We start from the raw sequence: 21,121 nt of genomic DNA on the forward strand, positions 1-21,121 counted from the left end.
ATTATTTAGCAAATCTTTTATATTTTGGAAGTTTGTCATTGATTTGATAAAAATCTGACTTTGAACCTACAAATATATTTCTAAAAGTTTTTAGTTTTGTTTTACCATCAAACATTCCTGCGGAAATTGAAACATTGTCAGATTTATCAACTTTAAAAAATATACTTGCCCCACATTTATTGCAAAAACCTCTCTTGGAATTCTTAGATGACTTGAACCACTTTAAAGTAGTTTTGTTTAAAAATTTAAGTTCTTTGTCTTTAATATTTGTATAGGCTCCAAATACACCATGAGTTTTTCTGCATTGCACACAATGGCAATTAGATACACTTCTTAGTTTATTAAGTGTTTTAAACTTTACACCTTTGCATAAACAACTGGCTGTTAATACTTTTTTCATAAAAGATTTATTATATGATATTAATATTAAATTAAAAAATTAAATGTCAGTTTTTCTTAAAAGCTTCAATATCAAAAAGAACTGGGTTGATTATAACAATCATATGAACATGGCTTATTATGTTTTGATATTTGATGAAGCATGGGAAGTAGCACTTGAAAAATTTAAAATGGGAGCAGATGCAGCAAAAAATCTAAATAGAAGCACTATGGTTGTTGAGACAAACACTAAATATCTTAATGAGGTCAAAGAAGGAGAATCCGTTGATATAAACCTTACTTATTTTGACCATGATAAAAAAAGATTGCACTTAAAAATGGAAATGATTGCAAAAGAGACAAGAAAAATCTCGGCATCAATGGAATGGATATCTCTATATATTGATCTCAGCAAAAGAAAGGTAACAGAATTCGAAGAAGAAAAGTTGAAGTTGATGGCTGCTTTTATAAAGGAAAATGAAGCTGAATTTTCAAGTGAAAATCTTTTGTTCTCTTCAAAACTGAAAAAATAATTAAATATTATTCATTATCTTATTTTGGTATAGGTGCGAAATGAGTACAGATAATAACTCTAAAGGAATTGTTCTTATTATTATTGCAATGACTTTATTTGCAATGCAGGACTCATTAATAAAATTTATATTTGAAAAAGCAGCATTATATGAAATTTTTTTTGGCAGATACTTTGTTGCTGCAATTTTACTGTTTTGCTACATCAAATTTAAAAAGCAAAAGGTTAGTTTAAAAACGCATTATCCAATATTAACTTTGGTAAGAGTAATTTTACATTTTTTAGCTTTTTCTGCATTTTTTATTTCTCTAACTTACATGCCATTAGCAACAGCTAATGCACTTTTTTTCTCCTGCCCTTTTTTTGTATCAATCTTTGCTAAATTTTTTTTAAAAGAATTTATTGGAATTAGAAGATGGTCTGCAATTGTATTTGGTTTTATTGGTGTGTTTATAGTTTTAGATCCAAATTTTTCAGATTTTGAATACAAAAGTCTACTTCCTGTCGGATGTGCATTTTTTTATGCAGCCTCTATGACAATTACAAAATATACCTCCGACAAAGATGATGTAAATACTCAACTATTTTATTTCTATTTAATTGCGCTCATATTATGTGGAGCTATTTATCTGTTTATGGGCAATGGTCAGTTTAACAATTCTAATTTTGATCCAACAACACAATTTATTTTTAGAGAATGGTTTTCTAACTTTGATTACACATGGAAATTTATATTATTTTTTGGTGTAGCAGCATCAATTGCTTTTCTTTGTATATTTTCTGCATACATAGTTGCATCTCCATCAGTTGTTTCTTTATTTGAATACTCTCTAATTATAATGTCGATGATACCAGGATATTTCCTATTTAACGAGATTCCATCTGGAAGAACATTTCTAGGTGTTGCGTGTATAATAGCAGCTGGAATATACATATATTTGAGAGAGAAAGTCAGAGAGCAATACATTGCAACAGAAACACCTGTTAGAAGATGACGAAAAATTATATACCCACAATTAACATATCATCACTTATCAAAAATAATTTTGAGACCCGGAGTGCGTTAAAAACAATTAAAGAAATTGAGAAAGCTTGTGTAAATATAGGTTTTTTTCAAGTGACTGGACATGGTCTTAATTTAAAAGAAATTAATAAAATATGTGGAATAGGAAACAAGTTCTTCAATTTGTCAGACGATAAAAAAAGAAAATTATCACCAAAAAAATGGAATAAAAAAAATAATAATCTTTACAGAGGTTACTTTCCAAATGATGTAAATGGAAAGGAGGGTTTGGATATAGGAGATTTAAAAATTACTAAGAAATATTCTTCAAAAACCAGAAACCAATACATTGAATATTTAGATCTTAATAAATGTTTTAACAAAACTTCTATTGAGGCCTTGAATAAATATTTTGAAAATATTTACAATTTAAGTGAAACTTTGTTTAAAAGTGTAATAAAATTAAATAAACTTGATCCAAATATTTCAAACAAAGCTTTTTCAAGGTTAAAAACTTTAAGTACTTTAAGATTTAATTATTATCCAAATCAAACAAGGCCAGTGGAGATATCAAAACAAGATGGAGTTGCACTTGGATGTGAAACGCATGTAGATAGTGGAATATTTACAGTTCTATACCAAGATAAAAAAGGTGGTCTTCAAGTACAGAATAGAAAAACGAAAAAATGGTATGATGTACTATTTAATAAAAAAGCTTTAGTAGTAAATACAGGAAAGGCTTTAGAGTTTTTAAGTCAAGGTAAATTTAAAGCTACAAATCACAGAGTACTATGGAATAAAAGCAAGAGACTTTCCGTTCCATTCTTCTTTGAGCCCTCTTATGACTTTAAAATGAATAAATCTTTCCTTAATTCAAAAAAATATTCTAACACAGGTCAGATTTACGAAAAATTTCTAAATCAATCTTTAAAAAAATTTATCGAATACCAGCGTTAAAATAATTTAAGTCGTTGAAAATTTATTATTACATTTTATAAACAATTTAGTTTGATGTCTAAAGTATTTGATTTATTTATAATAGGTGGTGGTATAAATGGAGCTGGTATCGCAAGAGATGCTTCTGGAAGAGGTTTGTCTGTATGTTTAGCAGATAAAGGAGAAATAGGAGGCGCAACTTCTTCTTGGTCAACAAAATTAATTCATGGTGGTCTTCGTTATCTAGAAAATTACGAATTTAAATTAGTAAGAGAGTCTCTTAAAGAAAGAGAAATTGTTTACAAAATTGCAAAACACATTTCAAAGCCAATTCCATTTATTATCCCTCATACTGATAAAATTAGACCAGCATGGTTAATTAAATTTGGTTTGCTTTTGTATGATAATTTGGGTGGGAAAACTAGCATTCCAAAATCAAGAACATTAGATCTTAATAAAAAATTTCCTTATATTCTTAAAGAGAAATACAAAACTGGTTTTCAATATTACGATATTCAAATTGATGATAAAAAATTAACAAAACTAAATGCTAAAGATGCAAAAAGAAATAAAGCCAAAATACTAGAATACAATAAAGTTAAAAAAGCTGAAATTATTAATAATGAATGGGTCATTAGTCTTCAAAATAGAAAAAAAATAAAATCGAAAGTTTTAATCAATGCATCTGGACCATGGATAAATGAAACTTTGCATAAAAATATAAAAATAAAATCTAAAAATAAAATAAGATTAGTTAAAGGAAGTCACATCATTACTAAGAAATTATACAAAGAAGATGTTGCATTTACATTTCAAAATACAGATAAAAGAATAATTTTTGTAATTCCCTATAAAAAGAAATTTTCATTAATTGGAACAACTGAGGTGGAAGTTAAATCGCCAGAAAATACTGTAATATCAAAACAAGAAACTCAATACTTAATTCGGTCCGTGAATAATTATTTAAAAAAACAAATTAGCAAAAAAGATATAGTTGATACTTATTCAGGAATAAGACCTCTAATAGAGGATTTTAAAGAGGCCTCAAAAGTTACAAGAGATTATGTTTTTGATTTACAAATTGTAAAAAAATTGCCACTTTTAAACATTTATGGAGGAAAACTTACTACATACAGAAAGTTATCTGAGAAAGTCCTATTAGATCTTAAAAAGTTTTTACCCAAAACAAAAAAAGGCCCATGGACAGATAAAAAGAAGCTTTTTTAGATTTCCACTGCTATTAAAAAGTGATATCGTTATTTTATAAAGCGATACATAACTCGTCGTTAAAATCAAAGATTTACGAAAGTGGGATCGGTCGTCTTTAAATTAATTTTTAAAGGAGGCTTTATGAACTTTGGATATTTTTGTAATACTACCAACTGGGACAAGAAACCTTATACTCAGCTTTTAGACGAAGCTAGAGAAATCACAGAATATTGCGACCAAAATAATTGGAATTCTATTTGGTACACAGAACATCATTTTAATCATGAGGGGATGGAGTCCTGTACTAATCCTTTAATGATGTGTACAGATGCTGCGGCCAGAACTAAAAATATTCGTTTAGGGCAAGCATGTAACGTAATCACATTTCATAATCCAATAAGACTTGCTGAAGATATCGCTACACTAGACCAAATGTCTAAAGGTAGAGTTGAGGTCGGTATTGGTAGAGGTGTTTACGGTAGAGAAGCAATCAATATGAATAAAGAAGCTGACCTAAAAGATCAGGCAAAAAATTTTAGACTTTTTTCGGAAACATTAGAAATAATGAAAAAAGCATGGTCTGAAGCCTTTTTCTCTCATCAAGGAGAATTTTATACTTATCCATCTCCTAATTTTATTTGGCAACACGACATGAGTCCTCCCAAAGAAAATGTTGTGGATTTAAAAACAAACGAATTAAAACAAATATCAGTATTGCCAAAACCTTATCAGAAACCATTTCCACCAATATCACAAGTAGTTGATGGAGAAAGATCAATTCAGTGGGCAGCAGAAAATGGACTTAATACAATTATGTGGATCCCAACTGTAAAAGCTTTGAAAAAAAGATTTGAAATTTTTAAAGAAGCAAAATCTAAAGCTGAAAACAGAGATGTTCCTTTAGGTGAAGGTATAAGTTTAGTTAGAGACATGTTTGTTGCAGAAACTATGGAAGAAGCAGAAAAAATGGCTGGAGAACATATTGTAAATTATATGAGATGGGTCTGCCATTGGAGGGGGTTAGGAAACCATATGGACCCAGATGAAAAATTACCTGAGACTAAAAATAAATTAGATTTATTAAATTATGAATTTCTTCATAAAAGAAATCTTTTATTTGGAACACCTGAGTTTGTAATAGAAAAAATAAACGAACTTCAGCAAGAATTAAATCTTCAAAATTTACAAGTTTGGTCTAACTTTCCTGGTATCAAACATGAAGACTGTATGAGAAGCATCAAATTATTTACAGAAGAGGTAATTCCAAATATAAAACCTATTAATTCTAATATACAAAAGGTGAGTTAACACATGGAGCTAAAACTTAGAAAATTTGCAAAGTTTGTAGATAAAACTTTTATTGAAGGTGGAAAAAAAGCAAATGAACCTGTTTTGTTAGTTTCTGTTGCAGCTGTTATAGAAAATCCTTGGGCTGGAAAAGGTTTTGTAGAAGATTTAAAACCAGAAATATTAGATCTTGCACCTCAATTAGGAGACATCTTGGTACCAGAATTAACCAAAGAAATTGGATCAGGTGAAAAAATTTTAGCCTACGGTAAGGCGGCGATGGTAGGATTAAATGGTGAAATAGAACACGCCTCTGCATTTATTCATACTCTTAGATTTGGAAATAAATTTAGAGACGCTGTCGGTGGAACTTCTTATTTAAGCTTTACAAATACTAGAGGTCCTGCAGGAGCAAAAATTTCAATTCCAATGATGCATAAAACTGATGCTGGATTAAGACCTTTTTATTTAACCCATGAATTTACAATTCATGATGCGCCTAATGAAGATGAAATAGTTGTTGCTATAGGTGGGGCTCCAACGGGAAGAGCTCATGCAAGAACTGGTGATCGATATCAAGATATGAAAGAGATGGGCATTGATAATTAATTGATGTCTTATAATTTTGATACTAATCAAAATCATTATTATTTTAATAATAAAAATTCTTTACCTTTGATCTTTATTCATGGTGTGGGCTTAAATCAAAAAATGTGGAAACCTCAAATCGAATTTTTTAGGAAAAATTCCTTTGTAACTTACGATTTGTTAGGACATGGAAAAACCCCTTTTGATAAGCAAGAGTTAACAATGGAAGATTTTACTGACCAGTTGCTAGGTTTGGTAAAAAACTTAAAAATAGAAAAATTTGATTTAATTGGTTTTTCTATCGGATCGTTAATAGCAATAGAATTTGCATCAAAATTTGAAAATTATTTAAATTCCTTAACATTGATTTCCACTACATACAAAAGGACAGATTTGGAAAGACAAAATGTTGTTGATAGGGTCAATTTAGCAAAAAAAAATATGCCTATTTCTCAAATGGCAATGAAGAGATGGTTTTCAGATAAGTACCTTGAACAAAATCCTGAATTATATGACGAGTTTATGAAAACTCTTAACAAAAAGGGAAACGACCAAGAAAATTTTATAAAAGCTTATGAGTTATTTGCGAATTACAAAGATAATCTTGAAAATGTAAAAAATATTAAAACTAATACATTAATAATTACAGGCTCAGATGATCCAGGATCCACGCCCGATATGTCTAAAAATTTAAATAAAGATATTCAAAACTCAACATATATTGAAATTAAAAACGGAAAGCATTTGTGTACTATTGAATATGCAGACGAAGTAAATAATGCAATAATGAAACATATAAATAATGTCTAAATTAAAAAAATATCAAATGTTTATAGATGGTCAGTGGGTAGACTCTGATACAAAAAAAACTTTTGAAACTTTAAATCCAGAAGATAATAAGCCATGGGCTGTAGTTCCGGAAGCTAGTGCAAACGATGTAGACAGAGCTGTAAAAGCTGCGCAAAAAGCTTTTGAAAGTGAATGGCCAAAAATGCTTGCAAGAGATAGGGCAAAATTTTTAAGAGCTATTGGAAACAAGTTGAGAGAAAATTCTGAATTGCTAGGTAAAATTGAAACAATTGATACAGGAAAATTGTACAGAGAAACTTATCAACAAGCAAAATACATTGCTGAATATTATGATTATTACGCAGGATTAGCCGACAAAGTTGAGGGAACAGTTCTTCCAATAGATAAACCAAATATTCAAGCAATCACAACTAGAATTCCAATAGGAGTTATTGCAGCTATCATTCCTTGGAATTCTCAAATGTTTTTAACTGCAACAAAAGTTGCCCCTGCTTTGGCTATGGGTAATACAGTAGTAATCAAATGTTCTGAATTAGCACCAGCAACAATGTTTGAATTTGCAAAACTTGTTGAGGAAACTGGAATACCTAAAGGTGTAATTAATGTAGTTTCTGGTTTTGGAGATCCATGTGGTAAAGCTTTGACTACTCATAACTTAGTTGAGAAAGTTGCTTTTACTGGAGGACCTGAAACAGCAAGACATATAATTAGAAATTCTGCTGAAAATTTATCTGAAGTAAGTTTAGAGTTAGGAGGAAAAAGTCCTGTTGCAGTCTTTGATGATGCTAAACAAGAAAATGCTATTAATGGAATTACTGCTGGAATATTTGGAGCTAGCGGTCAAAGTTGTATAGCAGGTTCAAGATTATATTTGCAAAAAGGAATTTATAACGAATTTTTAGACAAGTTAGCAGCTAGAGCAGAAAAAATTAAAATTGGTGCACCAATGGACTCTGATACTGAGATGGGTCCATTAAGTAACTTTAAACAATTAGAGGTAATAGAAAAAAATATCAAATTAACTGTTGAACAAGGTGGTAAAATTAAATGTGGTGGTAAAAGACATTCTTTTTCAAATGAAGGTTATTATTTTCCTCCAACTATTATTGAATGTGAAAATCATAACTTACCAGTGGCTGAAAATGAATTATTTGGACCTGTTTTATCAGTTATGAAATTTGATACTGAAGAAGAAGTGATAAAATTAATGAATGATAATCAATATGGTCTCTCTTCAGGCGTATACACTAGTGATCTTGCAAGAGGGATGAGGGTATCCAATGCTATCAGAGCAGGAATTACTTTTGTAAACACTTACAGATTAATTTCACCGTCAGCTCCATTTGGAGGTATCAAGGATAGTGGATACGGTAAAGAGGCAGGAATTGACTCAATTAAAGATTACACAAGAGTAAAAACTACTTGGTTCTACACATCAGATGAACCATCTTTAGACCCATTCTCTATCAGATAATAGTTTAAAATAAGCCAATTTTGTCATTGAATATTCAGATTATTCATACTTAAATTAGATTTTATAAATTGTTAACAATAAAGAGGAAGATAATGAGAAAACTATTTATCGCTGCATTTATGTTTGTATCAAGCTTTGGTTCAAACGTTATGGCAGACGGACATTCGATCAAAATGGGAATCATTTTAGGATTTACAGGTCCTATTGAATCTCTTACTCCAGCTATGGCTGCATCTGCAGAGCTTGCATTTAAAGAAGCTTCAGATTCAGGCTCATTACTTGGTGGAAAAAAAATTGAAGCAATGAGAGCAGACTCAACTTGTGTTGACTCAGCAGCAGCAACAGCAGCAGCTGAAGGTTTAATTTCAGGTGGTGTAGCTGCAATTATGGGAGCTGACTGTTCTGGTGTAACAGGTGCTATTGCAACAAATGTTGCTGTACCAAACGGTGTAGTAATGATTTCACCTTCAGCAACTTCTCCAGGATTAACTACTCTAGATGATAATGGATATTTCTTTAGAACTGCTCCATCAGATGCTAGAGGTGGTCAAATCTTAGCTGACATTACTAAAGACAGAAAAGTAAAAAGTGTTGCAATCACTTATACTAACAATGACTATGGAAAAGGTTTAGCTGACGTTTACAAAGCAGCAGTTGAAGCTCATGGTATTAAAGTTACAACTGTAACTGCTCATGAAGATGGTAAAGCAGATTACTCATCAGAAGTAGCAACTCTTGCTTCTGCTGGTGGTGATGCTGTAGCAGTTATTGGTTATCTTGACCAAGGAGGAAAAGGAATTATTCAGGCATCTTTAGACTCTGGTGCATTTGATACTTTCGTTTTATCAGATGGTATGATTGGTCAATCATTAGTTGATGCATTTGGTAAAGACTTAAGCAAATCATTTGGATCTCTACCAGGTTCTACTGGTAAAGGTGCTGGTGTATTTGCAGAAGTTGCAAAAGCTGGTGGTATAGATTCATCTGGTCCTTACACTGGAGAGTCTTACGATGCAGCTGCTTTAATCGTTCTTGCAATGCAAGCAGGTAATTCTGCTGACAGAGCATCTATTGCAAAAAATGTAATGGATGTTGCTAACGCTCCTGGTACTAAAATCTACCCAGGTGAATTAAAGAAAGGTTTAGACTTACTAGCAAAAGGTAAAAAGATAAATTACGAAGGTGCTACTGGAGTATCTTTTACTGAAGTTGGTGAAGCTGAAGGTTCTTTCTTAGAGCAAGAAGTTAAAGGCGGAAAATTCAAAACTAAAAAACAAAGATAATTTTTTATATTAATTCAAAACACCCCAGTAATTTAATTACTGGGGTGTTTTTTTTAAATCAGCTCTTATTGTAGAAAGAGCTATTATAATAAGAAAAATCAAACATATTAAATTCATAGTTTTCCAGCTAGTTAAGCTTAGAAATACCCCAGCAGACAAACTTGCTGCTGCTTGAATAGTGTAAACGATAAAATCATTATACCCTTGAGCTCTAAATTTTTCCTCTTCTCTGTAACACAAAACAAGTAAGCTTGTTCCTGAAATAAACAAAAAATTCCATCCTAGACCTAGAAAGATAAGAGCAATCAAATAATTAATAAAGTTTTGTTCAAATAAACTGGTAATTATTGTGACTAAAAACAATAAAACTCCCATATACATAATTTTACTATGACCAAACCTTTTAATTAAATTTCCAGTAACTAGTGAAGGTAAAAACATTGCTGCTATATGAAGCTGAATAACAAATCCAGTCTTGGACAAACTTATTTTCTCCATCAAGTGCATACTTATAGGTGTGGCTGTCATTAAAAAAGTCATTACAGCATAGGCGAAAGCTGAAGCTACAAGTGCCTGTAGAAATCTTGGTTGTGACATAAGTTCTAAAAAACTTCTTCCAGTTTTATATTGATTGTTTGATGTTTTTTTTGTTTCATGAAAAAAAAATAAAAATATTGTTGATGAAATAGATAATGCCGCAAGAGCAAGATAAGAACCTGCGTACATATGATCTGAAATAAATCCTTTCGAAATGTTCGCAATATTTGGGCCAATAAACGCCGAACCTATTCCTGCTAATAAAATGATAGAAATTGCTTTTGGAGCATAATCCTTATCTACAACCTCGACTGCTGCAAAACGGTATTGATGACTGAAAGCTATTCCTCCGCCAATTAAAAAGCATCCTAAATTATACAAGACAAAGCTTTCTATAATTATTGAATATGCAGTTAAAAGAGATGCAAAACATGTACCTATTGATGCATAAATAAATCCTAATTTTCTTCCAATCAAACTCATTAGCTTTGCAGCAAAAAAAGCAAATAACGCAATTCCAACAACTGACAAAGCCATTGGAAGAGTGGCTAAAGATTTTATTGGACTAAATTTCGAACCAATTATACCGCTTAAAAAAACTGTGACTGGTGCGGCTGTAAAAGCAAAAATCTGACTAAAAATAAGTAACCAAAGATTTTTATTCATTAAAAGAATAAGTACTTGTCAGCCATATACAAAGCCCAAGCAGCGGCAGCACCTAATATAATATATTTCATTTGGTTTACTTTATTTCTATTTTTTCTGGAAGTATACCTTTAGGTCGATACCTCATTATAAACAACAATCCTAATCCCATCAGCAAAAATCTGAAATAAGGAACACTTTCAATAAGATGTGCTTTGATAGCATTTGTTTCAGGAATACCTGCAGTAAAGAAGTTGATTAAAAACATTGAAATTGGTGCTGCTTCAATCCATAAAAACCATACAACAAAGCCACCTAAAATTGCACCAAAGTTATTTCCACTTCCTCCAACGATGACCATTACCCAAATTAAGAATGTATATCTCATTGGTCTATAACTTCCTGGTGTAAATAATCCATCCTGTGTTACTAGCATTGCTCCGGCAATTCCAACAATTGCTGAACCTAAAACAAATATTAACAAATGTTGTTTCACAACATTTTTGCCCATGGCATTTGCTGCTTCTTCATTATCTCTTATAGCTCTCATCATTCTTCCCCACGGAGAATAAAGAGCTTTCTGAGTAAGAATTAAAAGTATTATAACGACAACCAAGAATAAACCTGAGTAACAAAGTTTAACAAATATTGAGGAGCCTTCTATTACAAATTGATTTAAAGCTGCTTGTCTTTCGGATAAATCAGTAATTAGATCTAACTTACTAGATTTAAATTTTTCTACTAAATTTATAAACCAATCTGTGGTCTGCAGATCGACTTCATATGGAGCAGGTCTCTTTAAGCCAATTACATTTTTAACACCTCTAGTCAACCAGTCTTCGTGCTTAATTATTGCTATTACAATTTCTGAAATCAATAGTGTTGCAATTGCTAGATAATCAGCTCGTAAACCTAAAGCAACTTTTCCAACTATAAAGGCTAAACCTCCAGCAAATAATGCACCTACGATCCAGGAGAAAATGATAGGTAAACCAAACCCACCGAGAAAACCAGTAGTTGCAGGATTTACAGCTTCAATTTTTTCAATACCTGGTTCCGCAGTGACTCTGATAATTATGATAGCTGCAATAATTAGAGCTGCAATACTGTAAGTTCTTAATTTTGATTTTTCAAAATTTTTCAAAATAAATCTTATAACTAAAACCATTACAATGATGAGCCATAAGCACATTAAAATATCAAATCCACCAGCTCTCCATGCTTCTTGAACTGGATCAACTGAAATTATTACTGCAGCAAGACCCCCTAAAGCAGTGTATCCCATTATTCCAAAATTAATTAAACCAGCATAACCCCATTGTATGTTTGCACCCATGGTCATGACTGCTGAAATTAAGCAAAGATTAAATATTGATAATGCAATATTCCATGATTGAAAAATTCCAACTAATAGAATTAGAACCATCATGATACTGTATGCTGCAATAACGTTTAGATTTTTTCTCACAATACTTTCCCTTTGAATATCCCTGATGGTCTATAAAGTAATACAATCACCAAGATTGAAAATGAAACTGCAAATTTGTAATCGGTCGAAAGTAATTGAACTAAGCCTTCTGGCTCCATACTTTCTGGTAAAACATATATAAAAAATTTCTTATACGCGTATGTTAATAAAATTTCTGAAAAAGCGATAACATAGCCACCTAAAAATGCACCAAAAGGATTACCAATTCCACCCACAATTGCTGCAGCAAAAATTGGAAGCATGTTATTAAAATAAGTGAAAGGTTTAAAACTTTTATCTAAACCATACAAAGCACCTCCAATAGTAGCTAAAATTCCTGCAATAACCCAAGTTACCAGTACTATTTTCTTAGGATCTATTCCTGAAAGTAAAGCAAGATCTTCGTTATCAGAATAAGCTTTCATACTTTTTCCAGTTTTTGTTCTATTTAAAAACCAGAATAGTAAAGAGACTAAAATTATTGTAACAAAAATAGTTATTACCTGAGTAGATTTAAGAGCAAGCCCTTCATTTAAACCTGTCATTTCTTTAAATTCTCTAGCCTTGATAATGAATTTTTCTCCATCAAAAAATCTTCTATCTCCTGGACCTATTATAATTCTAACAACTGCTTGAGTAACAAACATCACACCAATACTAACCATGGCAAACTGAACTGGTGGACTTTTTTGAGTTCTATAATATTTAAACACAAATTTATCAATTGTAAGCATATACAGGATCATGAAAAAAATACCAAAAGGAAGTGCTATTAATGCTGTAGGCAGAACTCCAAGAGAAATTCCTAAAGATTGAAAATACCAAGTGAATAAAATTGTCATCATGGTTCCAAATGACATCATGTCTCCAGTAGCGAAATTAGCAAATCTCAGAATACCATAAATTAAAGTAACAAAAATTGCACCTAGAGCTAATTGAGAACCATAAGTAAGTCCTGGAATAAAAATATAATTTAATAAAAGAATTATTGCATTAATAAGATCCATGCTATCCCCCTAAGAAAGAGCTTCTTACTCTTGGATCGTCTAATAATTCTTTTCCAGTTCCTGAATAACGATTTTCTCCAGTAACCAGAACGTAGCCCCTATCAGAAATATTTAATGCTTGTTTTGCATTTTGCTCTACCATTAAGATTGCAACGTTAGTTCTTTTTACTTTTACAATGTGATCAAATAATTCATCCATCACAATTGGTGATACGCCAGCAGTTGGCTCGTCTAACATTAAAACTGTAGGTTTAATCATTAAAGCTCGACCGAGAGCAACTTGTTGTCTTTGACCACCCGAAAGTTCACCAACCATTTGATTTCTTTTTTCTCTTAAAATTGGAAACAGTTCATAAATTTCTTCAATTATATTTTTGATATCATCCTCAACAAGAAATGCACCCATTTCTAAATTTTCTTCAACAGTCATACCGGCAAAAACATTTTTAGTTTGAGGGACAAAAGAAATACCTTGTTTAACTCTATCTTGAGGAGATAATTTTGAAATATCATTGCCATCAATTTTTACTGATCCTGATTTTAAATTGAGCAAACCTAACATTGCTTTCATAGCAGTTGACTTGCCAGCACCATTAGGACCCAGAATAGAAACTATTTCACCCTTATTTACACTTACTGAACAAGAGCTGATGATATCAGGACCATTGCCATAACCACCTGTCATTTCTATTCCCTCAAAATATGCCATTAGTTTGTATCCTTTAATTTTGATCCTCTGCCAAGATAACTTTCAATAACCTTTTCATCTTTTTTTGCTTCTTCAACACTTCCTTCAAATAATACTGATCCCTCAGCCATTACAATAACTGGATCACACAATCTTCCAATAAAATCCATGTCATGTTCAATCATACAAAAAGTATAACCTTTTTCTTTATTTAGCTTTTCTATTGCAGTTCCAAGATCTTTTAACAAAGTTCTATTAACACCAGCGCCTACTTCATCTAACAATACTAATTTTGCATCAACCATCATGGTTCTTCCAAGTTCTAATAATTTCTTTTGACCACCAGAAAGATTTCCAGCAAGCTCGTTAGATAAATGTCCTAGATTTAAAAATTCAACAACTTCTTTTGCTTTTTCTTTAATGACAGCTTCTTCTTTTGCAACTAAGCCTGGTTTAAATAATGCAGTCATTATTTTTTCCCCAGATTGATTTCCGGGAACCATCATTAAATTTTCTAAAACAGATAAATTTGAAAACTCATGTGCAATTTGAAATGTTCTTAACAAACCTTTAGAAAATAATTCATAAGATGGAACATCAGTAATATTTTCCTCATCAAAAGTTACACTTCCGCCTGATGATTTTAAATTTCCAGCGATTAAATTAAATAAAGTTGTTTTACCAGATCCATTTGGTCCAATGATTCCTGTAATTGTTCCTCTTTTTACTTTAATTGAACAATCTGAAACTGCAGCCAGTCCACCAAAATATTTACTTAAATTATTAATCTCTAAAATATTTTCAGACATTTATTTATCTAATCTTTTGTAAATACTATTTAGAGTTTTTTCTAGAGATTTATAAAAACCTGCTTTAGTTAATTCTTTTACACCTTGTTCATTTAACCCTTTTGGTGTTTGAGACTCTTTTACTAAATTCTTTAAATTTTCTTTTGAATTTACTACAGCATCTTCAGATAAAGCTAAAAATAAAGAAGTAATATATTTTTGAGCATTATTTCTTTTTACTCCTCTTTTTACCAACCAATCAGTCATTACTCTCAACATCTCATAAAAAGGCGCCATCATGCCAGAGGTTGACCAAAAATTAATTGAGGATTTTTCATTTTTAATTTCTACAGTTGTTCCTAAATTATTAAAAAATGCTTTAACTTTTGAATTAGGAGGACAAATAGGTACAGGACCTTTTTTTAATGAAATTGGAGGTAGGGGTATTGCTCTTACAATCTTTGCTTTTACTTTAATTGCTTTTTTTAATTGAGATAAAGTAATTGTCGAAATAAAACTAACAACCGTTTGGGTCGATTTAAATTTTAAATCTTTAATAATTTCTTCACCAACAGTAGGTGTAACAGATAAAAATACCCAATTAGATTGATCTACAATTTGTTGATTATTTTTAGCGATAACAATTTTTTTAAATTTTTTTTTTAAACTTAGAGCAATCTGTTTGTTTCTTGGAGAAATTATTATTTTTTTGTATTTAAGATTAGATTTACATATTCCAGTTATTACTGAAGATGCAATTTTACCTGTACCAACAAAGCCTAAAATCATAATTTTTTGGTTACTTTATATTGATTATATTGAATTAATTAACAAAAAAAGAACCTCTAATACGTAGCAATTCTCTACTTAATTCTTTATTTTCTTTGAAAGGTTTTCTTCCATGAAGCCAAAAATAATTATTTGCAATTATAGAGCACCCAACTGGTAACTTTGTAATTACTTTATTTTCACTTCCTTCGAGAGCATCAGATAATTTCTGTAAAAAATTGCCTTGTTCCATATTTTTTGGCTCAGGAAATTGATCAATGTAAGAAATATGAGGCCTACCCTTTTCATCTGACGAAAATACTGGATGCTCGACTTTATAATCTACATTTTTACTCTTAGGTGAGCTCCAAAGAAAGTCTTGTTTTCCTACAGGATCCTTTGATAATTCTTTGCAATGTTCCCAGTCATCTAAATGTAGCATCGCTGTCTCGCCACCTTCCACATTTTCTTCCTCTAACTTAGTCATTATTAACCAATCAGTAACTTCTTTAACATAGGTTCCATCCGTATGAAGATCCATATTACGATAAGCTTTTCTTAAATAAGAGTCACTCGCATCTTCGTGTTTGACATGGAAACGAGCATAGTATTTTCCTGCCATTGAGTCATGGTTAGGATTACCAATTAGATAAGCAATAGCAGTTGATAATTTTACTAAAAATTTGTCATTAATTTTTGGTGTAATATTTTTTGGTCCAATTATAAAGCATCCGGTTGAACGATCTCTTATTATTGAGTTCATTAATTTACTTAGTTTTTTTTCTAGTAAATCATCTAAGCTTTTTGCAATAGTAAATCTTGTAAAAGGTTTTAGTTCTAAAGCTGTTAAGTCGAATTTATTAAATGGAAAAACTAATTTCTTAATAATCTCATCTGTAATTTTAATGTTCAGAATTCTTTTGGATTTTTCATGTTCTTGAATTTCTAAACCAGGTATTTTTTCCATATTAAACCTTAAAATAACTAAATTGATAAATCAATTTTATTTAAAAATAATTAACTAATATAGCCATACTTAAAGCTGAAAAAATTGTAGGATAAACATAATTTTTTTTAGAAATAAAAAAAACAGATATAGATAATGCAACAACAACAAATCTAACTAGGTAGCTTGAGTCATCCATTACACCGACTGGAAAAATTATTGTTCTTGCAATTAGAGCTGCTAAAGTTGCATAAGCTAAACAGTTGAACCATTTAAATATCTTAGAAGTTTCTTTTATACCCTCTGAGCTTACTGCTCCAAGAAATCTTGATAAAAAAGTTGCAAGTGATGTAACTAAAATTGCTAAAACGATACTAGTTGACATTTTTCTCTCCTATTAAATAAGCAATAGTTCCACCAACTACTCCGCCTAACAAAATAGACCATTCGGGTGAAAAAAAATAAAAAACAGGACCTAATATAATTCCAAATAAAACTGATAAAGTGACTTGTCTTGTCTTTGATGCTCCTACCATCATGCATAAAAAATAAACAGGATTTAATATAGCTAAACCCATCATCATTTCTTTGTTTAAATATTCTGAAAAATAGAAGCCTATTAAGGTACCAATTACAGCTACACTCCAAGTAGCACTTCCAATTCCTATCCAGTAATCAATTCTATATTTTTCTGGAATAGTCTTATAATTACTCTTCATGATCAACCATGCTGATACAGCGATAAAATGGCAGGAAAAATAATATTTCCACTTTGGTTGATCTTCATGCATCATTAATGGAAATAAGGAAACAGCCATTGGATATAAACGAGCGTTAACAAACCAAACTGCTAAAAAAATATTTAATAAAGAAGCGCCAACCAATAAAGACTCTGCCATAACCAGAGATCCTGGTAAAGCGTAAGTCAGCATGGTAGAAAAAACGCTTTCCTGAATATTGAAGCCAAGATTTTTTAAAAGAGCTCCTATAGCAATAAAGCAACAACCTAATGCTATTGCTGGACTATCGTGTGCTAGTATTGATTTATAGCCTTTAAAAAAGAAATCTTTATTTATCATTAGCCACCAAGGAATAGTCTACCGACATCAGGGTTTTGCAGTAACTCATCCCCTTTGCCAGCAATTGCAGTTTGTCCAGATACCAATACATATCCAATGTCTGCAAACTCTAATCCTTTTTTGGCATTTTGCTCAACTAATATAATAGTTTTCTTTTCATTTTGTTGAAGATCTCTCAAAATTTCAAAAACCATATCAATATATCTGGGTTCTAAACCAATTGATGGTTCATCAACTAATAGAACAGATGGCCTCATAACTAATGCTCTAGAAATTTCTAAAAGTCTTCTTTCGCCACCAGATAAAACTTTAGCAGGCTGATTTCTTCTATTCCTCAATCTCTCATATTTTTCTAAAATTCTTTCAGCCTCTTCAAAAGACTCTTCAGTTTTATCTTTAATATATCCACCCATTAATAAGTTTTCTTCAACTGTCATATCTGGGAATACTGAGTTATCTTGTAAAATATATGCAATTCCAACTGATTTTAATTTTTCAGCTGGCGTAAGATTTGTAATTTCTTTTCCTTCTATTTCAATTTGACCAGAGAAGATATTTGTAAATCCATAGATTGAGTGAAGAATTGTAGATTTACCAGCTCCGTTTGGTCCTATTAAGCATAACGACTGTGCTTTATTCACAAATAAATCAAAATTATGTAAAATTTCCATTTTACCATACCCAGCATTTAAATTTTTTATTGTCAGATGTATTTCATCTGAAGACAATTTTTTTAAATCTTCTGGTGTTGGAGCTTTTCCTAAAACTTCATATTGATTTGACATTATTGGGCTCCTAGGTATGCATCGATAACACGCTTATCGTTTTTAATTTCATCTGGTGAACCATTTGCTAACATCTTACCGTGAGCTAAACAAAATATATTCTCCGCTAATTGCATGATCACTCTCATATTGTGTTCAATAACCAAGAGGGTGATGCCAAAATCTTGATTTACTTTTATTAATCTATCAATAATTCCATTAATTAAGGTTGGATTAATTCCTGCTGTTGGTTCATCTAGTAAAAGCATTTCTGGTTCATTCATTAATGCCATAGCAAGTTCTAGGAGTTTTTGTTGTCCAAAAGATAAATCTCCTGCTCTAAGTTTTCTCTTTTGATATAAACCAACAAAATTTAGTAAATTTTCTGCTTTTTCTGTAAGCTCTTGAGGTATTTTTGAAAACAGTTTTAATAAACTTTCATCACTGCCCTTATGACTAATGAGCATATTATCAATACAGTTTAGTTTTCCATAAATTCTTGTTTGTTGAAATGTTCTTAATAATCCTAGCTTTGCTATTACGGGAACAGGAAGTTCAGAAACTTCTTTTCCATTAAATTTAATTGAACCCTGGTCAATTGGATAAGTTCCCACTATTGAATTAAAAAGAGTTGTTTTTCCTGATCCATTTGGACCAATCAATCCTACAATTTTACCTTTTTCAACTGACATAGAAATATCAACATTAGCTTTTACACCTCCAAAAGATTTACTGACATTATTTACTTCTAAAATACTCATTTTATTTCTACCTGAGCCTTTCGATCAGCCTCATCAACAACTTCACCAAATCTTTCGGGATATTTTTCTCTCAACCATCCCATAATTCCCTCTGGGAAATAAATTACAATTACTACAATTAAAACTCCAAGAGCTACATACTGCCATCCCAAGAAGAATGTCCAAAAGCCTTCTTTAAATATATGAAATACTGTTGCACCAATAACAGGTCCCCATAAAGTTCCTTTACCACCTAATATCGCCATTAAAACCATGAACACTCCCATTTCTCTCCCATCAAAAGCAACATCTGTAGAATCGATGTATCCAACTAGTCCACCCATTATTCCTCCGGCTAAACCACAGAAAAATGCAGAAATCATCCAACCAATAATTTTGTATTTCATTGTTGCAATTCCCATAGCTTCAGCCTTATCTTCATTATCTCTGATTGCATTCAGAATTAATTTAAATCTAGTAGAGTAGATTGCTTTGACGGCAACGAACGTAAGAACCAAAACTAAGAAACTTAAAAAATAAAAGAACTCACCCCTAGCTTCTAAGCTTCCTACATTTGGAAAAGGTGGAGTAGTAAAACCTTGTCCTGCTCCAATAATTTCAATTCCTCCAGAAATTTCACCAGCAGCTACTCCTAAACCTAATGTACAGATTGCAAAATAATGTCCCCTTAATCCTAATATTGCATAACCAATTAAACCAGCAACAATAGTTGGAACCACCGCGGCAACAACAAGTCCCATCGCCATACCTTGGAAAAATTGGGTAGGAGTATGTACAAATGTTTTTTCACCTCCACTTTCTGTCCATTCTGCTAATGGAAAAAACATTCCAACCTGAACTGAAGCACACAAGTACATTCCCAGTCCATAGAATAAAATATTTCCAAATGTATTATAGCCCATCTCCCCTCCTTGGATATTCCAAGTAGTTGCAAGAATTATTAGAATACAAAGAATTGATAATTGAACTTTAAATGCTGGAAATATAAATGGAGCTGCTAAACCAAATATTAAAATTCCTATATAGAGTATTAAATTATTTTTGTTCATATAGACTATTTATTTTTTCTCTGAAATTTTGATCTACTGTAAAATAATGACCATCTTCATCATGTACACTTGAACCTGATGAATGAAATTCATCTAAGTGTTTCTTAAATTCATCTATGTCAACTTCAACTGATTGACCTTGATTATCATTAATTTTAACTTTCCTCATTTTAAGTACTCTCTTTTTCTTGAAAGTTTAAATCTTCTATAAACTAAGATTAAAACTAATAATAAAAATACTGATCCAATTCTAAATTCTGTACCTAAAATATAATCTGCAAATTCTTCAAAAACTCCTAATCCCATTCCAGACATAGCAACACCTGGTAAGTTTCCTAAACCAGCAACAATTACAATCATGAAAGATCTAATCGTATAAGGTAAACCCATATAAGGGTGGATAGTAAATGTTATAGAAATCAAGGCCCCAGCTACACCGCACAAAGCAGCATTAATTCCAAAAGTTGCTGCATATACTTTTTCTGTATCTACACCTAAAATTTTTGCAGCACGTGCATTTTGTGCAGTTGCTCTAATTGCCCGTCCAAGCTTAGATTTTTTCATATAAATCACTAAGCAAACTGCAAATAAAATACTGATAAATGCTGAAAATATTTTTGAATTAGGAAGAACAACATTATTGTCAAACAACATTGTTGTACCGTAATGAGAGTTTGCAAGCACAACATCTGCACCAAATGCAAAGTTCATTAATTGCATGAATAAAATACTTATTCCAAAGGTAGCTAAAATTGAGATGAATAAATCTCTATCTACCACTTTATTTATTACCAGCTTATAGATCGCAATACCTACGAAATACATTATGATTGGAGCAACAATTACTCCCCATGCTGGATGAATACCGTAAAGATACATAAAGTATGCAATGTATCCTCCTAAAATAACAAGATCTCCTTGAGCAATGTTAATTATATTCATAACACCCCACTGAAGTGCCATTCCATATGCAATTAATGCGAACAATACTCCTAAAAGAATTCCATCCAAGCAAGCTTGAACGGTTATCATTGGGTATTGAAATACTAGAAAATCCATAAAATCTTTTTTGGTTTATATAAAAAAAAGCCCCCTATTACTAGGGGGCTCAATTTTTAATT

The 21,121-nt window shown here is 31.3% G+C and carries 24 protein-coding genes; 9 read left to right on the plus strand and 15 right to left on the minus strand.

Features of this window, described 5'->3' with window-relative positions:
- Window position 1: 1 nt before the first annotated feature.
- A complete protein-coding gene (locus ACTTA4_RS04220) occupies window positions 2-400 on the minus strand; it encodes a GFA family protein (RefSeq protein WP_440618122.1) in 399 nt (132 codons plus the stop codon).
- Window positions 401-443: 43 nt separating this feature from the next.
- Here ACTTA4_RS04220 and ACTTA4_RS04225 point away from each other — a divergent pair, with 43 nt between their 5' ends.
- The 9 genes from ACTTA4_RS04225 (at window position 444) to ACTTA4_RS04265 (ending at window position 9,500) form a co-directional block, all read left to right on the plus strand.
- On the plus strand, window positions 444-911 hold the full coding sequence (locus ACTTA4_RS04225; RefSeq protein ID WP_440633660.1) for a thioesterase family protein: 468 nt from the start codon (window positions 444-446) through the stop codon (window positions 909-911).
- A 40-nt stretch (window positions 912-951) separates the two neighbouring features.
- Window positions 952-1,905 carry a DMT family transporter gene (locus ACTTA4_RS04230; RefSeq protein ID WP_440633661.1) on the plus strand — a complete coding sequence of 318 codons (954 nt, stop codon included), beginning with the start codon at window positions 952-954 and terminating at the stop codon, window positions 1,903-1,905.
- On the plus strand, window positions 1,902-2,870 hold the full coding sequence (locus tag ACTTA4_RS04235) for a 2OG-Fe(II) oxygenase family protein (protein WP_440633662.1): 969 nt from the start codon (window positions 1,902-1,904) through the stop codon (window positions 2,868-2,870). The genes ACTTA4_RS04230 and ACTTA4_RS04235 overlap by 4 nt, the downstream gene beginning before the upstream one ends.
- Before the next feature lie 54 nt (window positions 2,871-2,924).
- The gene (gene glpD / locus ACTTA4_RS04240; RefSeq protein ID WP_440633663.1) at window positions 2,925-4,076 is read left to right on the plus strand and encodes a glycerol-3-phosphate dehydrogenase; all 1,152 of its coding nucleotides are present in this window, start codon (window positions 2,925-2,927) and stop codon (window positions 4,074-4,076) included.
- 123 nt (window positions 4,077-4,199) lie between these two features.
- Complete coding sequence (locus ACTTA4_RS04245; RefSeq protein ID WP_440633664.1) at window positions 4,200-5,366, plus strand: LLM class flavin-dependent oxidoreductase; 1,167 nt, start codon at window positions 4,200-4,202, stop codon at window positions 5,364-5,366.
- A 3-nt stretch (window positions 5,367-5,369) separates the two neighbouring features.
- Window positions 5,370-5,954 carry an amino acid synthesis family protein gene (locus ACTTA4_RS04250; protein WP_440633665.1) on the plus strand — a complete coding sequence of 195 codons (585 nt, stop codon included), beginning with the start codon at window positions 5,370-5,372 and terminating at the stop codon, window positions 5,952-5,954.
- Between the two features lie 3 nt (window positions 5,955-5,957).
- Window positions 5,958-6,743 carry an alpha/beta fold hydrolase gene (locus tag ACTTA4_RS04255; protein ID WP_440633666.1) on the plus strand — a complete coding sequence of 262 codons (786 nt, stop codon included), beginning with the start codon at window positions 5,958-5,960 and terminating at the stop codon, window positions 6,741-6,743.
- The gene (locus tag ACTTA4_RS04260) at window positions 6,736-8,217 is read left to right on the plus strand and encodes an aldehyde dehydrogenase (RefSeq protein WP_440633667.1); all 1,482 of its coding nucleotides are present in this window, start codon (window positions 6,736-6,738) and stop codon (window positions 8,215-8,217) included. The genes ACTTA4_RS04255 and ACTTA4_RS04260 overlap by 8 nt, the downstream gene beginning before the upstream one ends.
- Before the next feature lie 92 nt (window positions 8,218-8,309).
- Window positions 8,310-9,500 (plus strand): ABC transporter substrate-binding protein, encoded by a 1,191-nt coding sequence (locus ACTTA4_RS04265; protein ID WP_075506235.1) that lies wholly within the window; start codon window positions 8,310-8,312, stop codon window positions 9,498-9,500.
- A gap of 36 nt (window positions 9,501-9,536) precedes the next feature.
- On the opposite strand, the gene ACTTA4_RS04270 is transcribed toward ACTTA4_RS04265, so the two are convergent.
- From ACTTA4_RS04270 to ACTTA4_RS04335, 14 genes are all read right to left on the minus strand, one after another.
- Entirely contained in the window at window positions 9,537-10,703 is a 1,167-nt protein-coding gene (locus ACTTA4_RS04270) for an MFS transporter (RefSeq protein WP_440633668.1), read from the minus strand.
- Window positions 10,704-10,779: 76 nt separating this feature from the next.
- On the minus strand, window positions 10,780-12,111 hold the full coding sequence (locus tag ACTTA4_RS04275; RefSeq protein ID WP_440634177.1) for a branched-chain amino acid ABC transporter permease: 1,332 nt from the start codon (window positions 12,109-12,111) through the stop codon (window positions 10,780-10,782).
- A 35-nt stretch (window positions 12,112-12,146) separates the two neighbouring features.
- Window positions 12,147-13,157, minus strand: a complete 1,011-nt coding sequence (locus ACTTA4_RS04280; RefSeq protein ID WP_440633669.1) for a branched-chain amino acid ABC transporter permease — start codon at window positions 13,155-13,157, stop codon at window positions 12,147-12,149.
- Window position 13,158: 1 nt separating this feature from the next.
- The gene (locus ACTTA4_RS04285) at window positions 13,159-13,866 is read right to left on the minus strand and encodes an ABC transporter ATP-binding protein (RefSeq protein ID WP_440633670.1); all 708 of its coding nucleotides are present in this window, start codon (window positions 13,864-13,866) and stop codon (window positions 13,159-13,161) included.
- A complete protein-coding gene (locus ACTTA4_RS04290) occupies window positions 13,866-14,654 on the minus strand; it encodes an ABC transporter ATP-binding protein (RefSeq protein ID WP_440633671.1) in 789 nt (262 codons plus the stop codon). Before ACTTA4_RS04290 ends, ACTTA4_RS04285 begins: the two co-directional genes overlap by 1 nt.
- On the minus strand, window positions 14,655-15,422 hold the full coding sequence (locus tag ACTTA4_RS04295; protein WP_440633672.1) for a pyrroline-5-carboxylate reductase: 768 nt from the start codon (window positions 15,420-15,422) through the stop codon (window positions 14,655-14,657). It lies immediately after the preceding gene.
- Window positions 15,423-15,456: 34 nt separating this feature from the next.
- Window positions 15,457-16,368 carry a glutarate dioxygenase GlaH gene (gene glaH / locus ACTTA4_RS04300; protein WP_440633673.1) on the minus strand — a complete coding sequence of 304 codons (912 nt, stop codon included), beginning with the start codon at window positions 16,366-16,368 and terminating at the stop codon, window positions 15,457-15,459.
- A 40-nt stretch (window positions 16,369-16,408) separates the two neighbouring features.
- The gene (locus tag ACTTA4_RS04305) at window positions 16,409-16,732 is read right to left on the minus strand and encodes an AzlD domain-containing protein (RefSeq protein ID WP_440633674.1); all 324 of its coding nucleotides are present in this window, start codon (window positions 16,730-16,732) and stop codon (window positions 16,409-16,411) included.
- A complete protein-coding gene (locus ACTTA4_RS04310; RefSeq protein WP_440633675.1) occupies window positions 16,722-17,426 on the minus strand; it encodes an AzlC family ABC transporter permease in 705 nt (234 codons plus the stop codon). Before ACTTA4_RS04310 ends, ACTTA4_RS04305 begins: the two co-directional genes overlap by 11 nt.
- Complete coding sequence (locus ACTTA4_RS04315; protein WP_440633676.1) at window positions 17,426-18,211, minus strand: ABC transporter ATP-binding protein; 786 nt, start codon at window positions 18,209-18,211, stop codon at window positions 17,426-17,428. Before ACTTA4_RS04315 ends, ACTTA4_RS04310 begins: the two co-directional genes overlap by 1 nt.
- Window positions 18,211-18,951: an ABC transporter ATP-binding protein gene (locus ACTTA4_RS04320; protein WP_075506243.1), complete on the minus strand. Its 741-nt coding sequence runs from the start codon at window positions 18,949-18,951 to the stop codon at window positions 18,211-18,213. The genes ACTTA4_RS04315 and ACTTA4_RS04320 overlap by 1 nt, the downstream gene beginning before the upstream one ends.
- Window positions 18,948-20,000 carry a branched-chain amino acid ABC transporter permease gene (locus ACTTA4_RS04325; protein ID WP_440633677.1) on the minus strand — a complete coding sequence of 351 codons (1,053 nt, stop codon included), beginning with the start codon at window positions 19,998-20,000 and terminating at the stop codon, window positions 18,948-18,950. The genes ACTTA4_RS04320 and ACTTA4_RS04325 overlap by 4 nt, the downstream gene beginning before the upstream one ends.
- Complete coding sequence (locus tag ACTTA4_RS04330; protein WP_440633678.1) at window positions 19,987-20,169, minus strand: hypothetical protein; 183 nt, start codon at window positions 20,167-20,169, stop codon at window positions 19,987-19,989. The genes ACTTA4_RS04325 and ACTTA4_RS04330 overlap by 14 nt, the downstream gene beginning before the upstream one ends.
- Window positions 20,166-21,059, minus strand: coding sequence for a branched-chain amino acid ABC transporter permease (locus ACTTA4_RS04335; RefSeq protein ID WP_075506246.1), 894 nt, complete (start codon window positions 21,057-21,059; stop codon window positions 20,166-20,168). Before ACTTA4_RS04335 ends, ACTTA4_RS04330 begins: the two co-directional genes overlap by 4 nt.
- Window positions 21,060-21,121 lie beyond the last annotated feature (62 nt).

This window comes from Candidatus Pelagibacter sp. HIMB1485 (genome assembly GCF_052048055.1).
Taxonomy (GTDB): domain Bacteria; phylum Pseudomonadota; class Alphaproteobacteria; order Pelagibacterales; family Pelagibacteraceae; genus Pelagibacter.

Coding starts and splice junctions, on each gene's coding strand:
- ACTTA4_RS04220 (WP_440618122.1), bottom strand. CDS start 400: ATGAAAAAAGTATTAACAGCCAGTTGTTTATGCAAAGGTGTAAAGTTT.
- ACTTA4_RS04225 (WP_440633660.1), top strand. CDS start 444: ATGTCAGTTTTTCTTAAAAGCTTCAATATCAAAAAGAACTGGGTTGAT.
- ACTTA4_RS04230 (WP_440633661.1), top strand. CDS start 952: ATGAGTACAGATAATAACTCTAAAGGAATTGTTCTTATTATTATTGCA.
- ACTTA4_RS04235 (WP_440633662.1), top strand. CDS start 1,902: ATGACGAAAAATTATATACCCACAATTAACATATCATCACTTATCAAA.
- glpD (WP_440633663.1), top strand. CDS start 2,925: ATGTCTAAAGTATTTGATTTATTTATAATAGGTGGTGGTATAAATGGA.
- ACTTA4_RS04245 (WP_440633664.1), top strand. CDS start 4,200: ATGAACTTTGGATATTTTTGTAATACTACCAACTGGGACAAGAAACCT.
- ACTTA4_RS04250 (WP_440633665.1), top strand. CDS start 5,370: ATGGAGCTAAAACTTAGAAAATTTGCAAAGTTTGTAGATAAAACTTTT.
- ACTTA4_RS04255 (WP_440633666.1), top strand. CDS start 5,958: ATGTCTTATAATTTTGATACTAATCAAAATCATTATTATTTTAATAAT.
- ACTTA4_RS04260 (WP_440633667.1), top strand. CDS start 6,736: ATGTCTAAATTAAAAAAATATCAAATGTTTATAGATGGTCAGTGGGTA.
- ACTTA4_RS04265 (WP_075506235.1), top strand. CDS start 8,310: ATGAGAAAACTATTTATCGCTGCATTTATGTTTGTATCAAGCTTTGGT.
- ACTTA4_RS04270 (WP_440633668.1), bottom strand. CDS start 10,703: ATGAATAAAAATCTTTGGTTACTTATTTTTAGTCAGATTTTTGCTTTT.
- ACTTA4_RS04275 (WP_440634177.1), bottom strand. CDS start 12,111: ATGATGGTTCTAATTCTATTAGTTGGAATTTTTCAATCATGGAATATT.
- ACTTA4_RS04280 (WP_440633669.1), bottom strand. CDS start 13,157: ATGGATCTTATTAATGCAATAATTCTTTTATTAAATTATATTTTTATT.
- ACTTA4_RS04285 (WP_440633670.1), bottom strand. CDS start 13,866: ATGGCATATTTTGAGGGAATAGAAATGACAGGTGGTTATGGCAATGGT.
- ACTTA4_RS04290 (WP_440633671.1), bottom strand. CDS start 14,654: ATGTCTGAAAATATTTTAGAGATTAATAATTTAAGTAAATATTTTGGT.
- ACTTA4_RS04295 (WP_440633672.1), bottom strand. CDS start 15,422: ATGATTTTAGGCTTTGTTGGTACAGGTAAAATTGCATCTTCAGTAATA.
- glaH (WP_440633673.1), bottom strand. CDS start 16,368: ATGGAAAAAATACCTGGTTTAGAAATTCAAGAACATGAAAAATCCAAA.
- ACTTA4_RS04305 (WP_440633674.1), bottom strand. CDS start 16,732: ATGTCAACTAGTATCGTTTTAGCAATTTTAGTTACATCACTTGCAACT.
- ACTTA4_RS04310 (WP_440633675.1), bottom strand. CDS start 17,426: ATGATAAATAAAGATTTCTTTTTTAAAGGCTATAAATCAATACTAGCA.
- ACTTA4_RS04315 (WP_440633676.1), bottom strand. CDS start 18,211: ATGTCAAATCAATATGAAGTTTTAGGAAAAGCTCCAACACCAGAAGAT.
- ACTTA4_RS04320 (WP_075506243.1), bottom strand. CDS start 18,951: ATGAGTATTTTAGAAGTAAATAATGTCAGTAAATCTTTTGGAGGTGTA.
- ACTTA4_RS04325 (WP_440633677.1), bottom strand. CDS start 20,000: ATGAACAAAAATAATTTAATACTCTATATAGGAATTTTAATATTTGGT.
- ACTTA4_RS04330 (WP_440633678.1), bottom strand. CDS start 20,169: ATGAGGAAAGTTAAAATTAATGATAATCAAGGTCAATCAGTTGAAGTT.
- ACTTA4_RS04335 (WP_075506246.1), bottom strand. CDS start 21,059: ATGGATTTTCTAGTATTTCAATACCCAATGATAACCGTTCAAGCTTGC.